The sequence below is a fragment of the Streptococcus downii genome, assembly GCF_004353325.1.
GTDB classification, from domain to species: domain Bacteria; phylum Bacillota; class Bacilli; order Lactobacillales; family Streptococcaceae; genus Streptococcus; species Streptococcus downii.
On the sequence record NZ_MZNX01000010.1, the window covers coordinates 1,333 to 4,813 of the forward strand.

General features: G+C 36.0%; 6 protein-coding genes and 1 pseudogene. All 7 read left to right on the plus strand.

From position 1 onward, the window contains the following. On the plus strand, positions 1 to 525 hold a 525-nt coding region (locus tag E2R31_RS09750), incomplete at its 5' end, for a TNT domain-containing protein (protein ID WP_341774711.1). Further along, positions 526 to 858 (plus strand): Imm59 family immunity protein, encoded by a 333-nt coding sequence (locus E2R31_RS09755; RefSeq protein ID WP_132974263.1) that lies wholly within the window; start codon positions 526 to 528, stop codon positions 856 to 858. It abuts the gene before it with no gap. Positions 859 to 1,018: 160 nt separating this feature from the next. Further along, a complete protein-coding gene (locus E2R31_RS09760; RefSeq protein ID WP_004262707.1) occupies positions 1,019 to 1,462 on the plus strand; it encodes a hypothetical protein in 444 nt (147 codons plus the stop codon). A gap of 35 nt (positions 1,463 to 1,497) precedes the next feature. Beyond that, positions 1,498 to 1,743: a hypothetical protein gene (locus tag E2R31_RS09765; protein ID WP_202612940.1), complete on the plus strand. Its 246-nt coding sequence runs from the start codon at positions 1,498 to 1,500 to the stop codon at positions 1,741 to 1,743. Between the two features lie 67 nt (positions 1,744 to 1,810). Next, complete coding sequence (locus E2R31_RS09770) at positions 1,811 to 2,077, plus strand: disulfide bond formation protein (protein WP_132974265.1); 267 nt, start codon at positions 1,811 to 1,813, stop codon at positions 2,075 to 2,077. A gap of 150 nt (positions 2,078 to 2,227) precedes the next feature. Then, positions 2,228 to 2,605: an immunity 22 family protein gene (locus tag E2R31_RS09775; protein WP_132974267.1), complete on the plus strand. Its 378-nt coding sequence runs from the start codon at positions 2,228 to 2,230 to the stop codon at positions 2,603 to 2,605. Between the two features lie 49 nt (positions 2,606 to 2,654). After that, positions 2,655 to 3,481 (plus strand): annotated as a pseudogene (locus E2R31_RS10055) (hypothetical protein); the annotation flags it as partial.

Below are 3,481 nucleotides of genomic sequence, written 5' to 3' on the forward strand. Positions count from 1 at the left end.
TCGGCAGATGATGGTTTCGATGGAAGAAAAATTCCTGTCAGATCACGAAGTTATGTGGATAGTGAGGGGCATATTAAATGGCCACCGGAAGAAACTCAAGGTTTTGTTACAGATCATCTAGGTAAGCCGATAACCTCCCCTGCTAATATACATACGGGTCAGATTATTGATAGATTTGGTCCTTCAGGGGGGACGTATGTTAGTCCGGTTGAAGATGGAAAAATTATAGCTTTTAATAAACGCGGATTACCTTATCCAGAGGGGTATCAAGATTATCATCAATATGAAGTAGTTAAAGATATAAATCTTAAAAATCTTGAAGAAGGTTTTCTTTCTATGTCTGATGTGGATCAAGAAAAACTTTCTATTATAATGCAAAAACGAGGGATATCATTTTCAGATTTAGCTACTCCTGCAAAAGGTGAAATTGCAAAAGCTTTTGGAGCTGGTGGTGGAACGCAGATTAAACTTGGAACATCTGTTAGCTGGTACGAAAAAATGGGACTATTAAAGGAGATAAAATAAATGGATAAATTGATGCATGAAAAAAAAATAATTCAACAGAAAATTGAAGAGTTAAATTATACTACGCTAAGAGTCTCCGTATTTAATGGCAGGAATAAAGGGAGAGAAGATTGGCAAACGCGAATAGAATATGATGAGGGGGAAAAAGTATACTTAGTTTATTCTTTAGGAGATAGGGCAAGTATTATAGGAAAGATTAGAACATTTGAAAATTTTGAAGAAGCAGAGCAATGCTTATTTGAGATATTGGATTTAACTGTAAAATATAACAGGTTGCAAGTGATGACTAACGAGGAACCAGAATATCCTTCTCCTTTGTGGAACAAACCATAATGATAAATTTAGAAAAGCAACGCAGTGAAATTTGATTTGAATTTTATCGAGCTCTCCCATCAACAAGTCTCGACTGCCTTTATGCGTACTGAGGATATCAAGATTATCATAAATATGAGGTAATACATGATTTGACAAAAAGTAATATGGAGTGAAGTAAATGATATTTGAAGATTTATTAATGGAAATTCAATCTGATTTGGTGTCTTTAGGATTAGAATATTCGAATAGTCAAATTGATGAAATTTATTTGTATGGTTATATGGAAGAAGGTAGTTATTTTTTCAATTTATTTTTTAAGAAAAATGGGGAGATAATTAAACTTAATCAGATTAATGATTTTTTGAATGAAAATGAAAAAATAGATGATTCACGTGATAGACAGATACAACTTCTAGAATTAGGAATTGATGATTTAGAAAAAATCGAGATTTTGTTTGAGAATAATAAAAAAGAAGTACCTACCGAAATCAAAATTATTTATAATAAGAGCAGCAATAGTCTCAAATCCAAATATAGTTATTCACCTATTTCAGATGATACTTCAGAATTAGAATTATTCAATAACTGGTATGATACGGTGAAAGTAGAAAATAATATTTGAAGATAAGCTAATGAATTTACAAGTAGTCAAGCGCTTTGAACTTAGTTTCTACTCCATTATCATATAGTTATGAGAACCAGGAAGCTCAGATCTATTATAATCAACTAGATCAACTATATTCCATCACGGATTTACAGGATTTTATGGGGATTGTGGACAGTGTCTACAGTCCTATTTATCCTTTAGGTTCTGTTGTTGAGCTCGATTTGGAGCTCTTACCAGAGGAACTCCAGAAAAGCTTAGCGGAGGGGGCAGGACCACTCGTTAAGACTGGCCATTAGAATGGATTTCGGATTTTAGAATAGTTCCTAATTGATGGATTATCAATAATTGAAGGAGAAAAGAGATATGACAAGTAGTTTAAAGCGAATTGCTGAAAAAATTGTTTTTATTATTGAAGAAGAGTACCCCAAACAAAAAAGTGTTACAGGCTCAATTCAAAGTATTTATCAATTAGCAAATGAAATTATAGAAAGTGGAGAAGTAGCAAAAAACATAAATCTTAAAAGTCTAGTTAGAATGTTTGCAGATGAGACAACGCATTATCAAAGTGAGATCATTTACTTACTTCAAGATTTAGATAAGGAATTGAAAAAGAATGAACGTCAAAGATAGTTTACAACATTTTTCATCGAATCGAACAGAAGAGAATAGGTCGAAACTTCTTTCAGATATGGAGAAATGGACGCTGTTCGTCGCTATAAGATGGGTAGATAAATAGATGTTCCGCATTCTCCATATTCAGGATAGAAAGGATTTAATAAAATGGAAACAGACAATACGCTATCTATTTGGATAGGTAATTTCAAAAATTTAACTGAGTTAGAAAATTATATTAATCTAACTTATGATGATGAGGGAGAAATCGTTGTTTCTGATTTTTTCAACGATTTTAAGATAGACATTAATGATATAGATGAAGATTTAATTGAAAAAGCAGTTTTGTCAAATGAAACAAACGATATATCTATTATTTTGCGAACTGCTTCCTATGAGGAACAGTTGTTGTGTGAATTGAACGTATTAGAGAGTCTGACTATAAATAAAGGCAATGCAGTTGTACTAATCTATAACTATGCTTATGATGGCTCTGTAAAATCCTCAGATTATTTAAATTTCATTACAAGTGTAGATTATAGATAAAACAATAACTTAGGAGTCTTATCGTCGTCATCGCCCCATCTAAGCATGGTTGAAGGACCGCTCGAATGAGAGTGGTTCCTGGTGGGGAGATGTTGTTGAAGGTACGCGGAATCTGCCTATTCCACAGGACTTGAAGGATTCCCTCTTGTTTGCGGAAGGTTTTATTGGTTCAGCTGGAAGTATGGTTTCAGATACTGCCATCGGAGCTGTAGATTTGACTCAGATTATTGGCATTGCTAGTATTGATGGCGTCAATCGCTTAACAGGAGGTAGAACTCCAGAGTGGATGAAGCGGGACTTGCAAGGAACGGCAGATAACCTGTCTAGCCTTGCGGAGTTAGGAGTAGGAACTTACACTGCTCTGACGGATCCAGGAGCGGCTCAGCGTGGTCAGGATCCCAATGCTAGTTATGCGGATAAGGCAGCTTATCGTGCTCAGGAGACAGGGAAAGCCCTCTGGGATAAAGTTACCCATATGGATGCCTATGATGCAGGAGGTTTGACCTTTGAGATTGCCAGTCTTTTTGTCGGTCCAGTAGCTGTAGGTAAGATGGCTAAGGGCACGAAACTCGGAGCTAAGGCAGCTGAGATGATTCAGTTAGCCAAGAACAGYACCAAGGCAAGAATTCTCGCAAATGTCGAAAAATGGGGTTCAAAGGTTGACAATATCCTAGCGAAGAGCAATAATGTCATTGGAAAATTTGGCGAGAAATTATTAGACACCCGAATCCCGGTTGGCATTCGTAAAAAGGCATTTGCCTTTGCGGGAGGTATGGGAACCATGCCTACCTTCAGCGTTGAGAGTAAGACTCTGCGTGATGTGATGCACTTCTCAAGCAAACATGCGGATGATGTGGTGAGAGTGGCAGAGAAGCC

Bases quoted from the DNA above. Each gene is read 5' to 3' on its own strand.
- E2R31_RS09755 (WP_132974263.1), top strand. From the start codon at position 526: ATGGATAAATTGATGCATGAAAAAAAAATAATTCAACAGAAAATTGAA.
- E2R31_RS09760 (WP_004262707.1), top strand. From the start codon at position 1,019: ATGATATTTGAAGATTTATTAATGGAAATTCAATCTGATTTGGTGTCT.
- E2R31_RS09770 (WP_132974265.1), top strand. From the start codon at position 1,811: ATGACAAGTAGTTTAAAGCGAATTGCTGAAAAAATTGTTTTTATTATT.
- E2R31_RS09775 (WP_132974267.1), top strand. From the start codon at position 2,228: ATGGAAACAGACAATACGCTATCTATTTGGATAGGTAATTTCAAAAAT.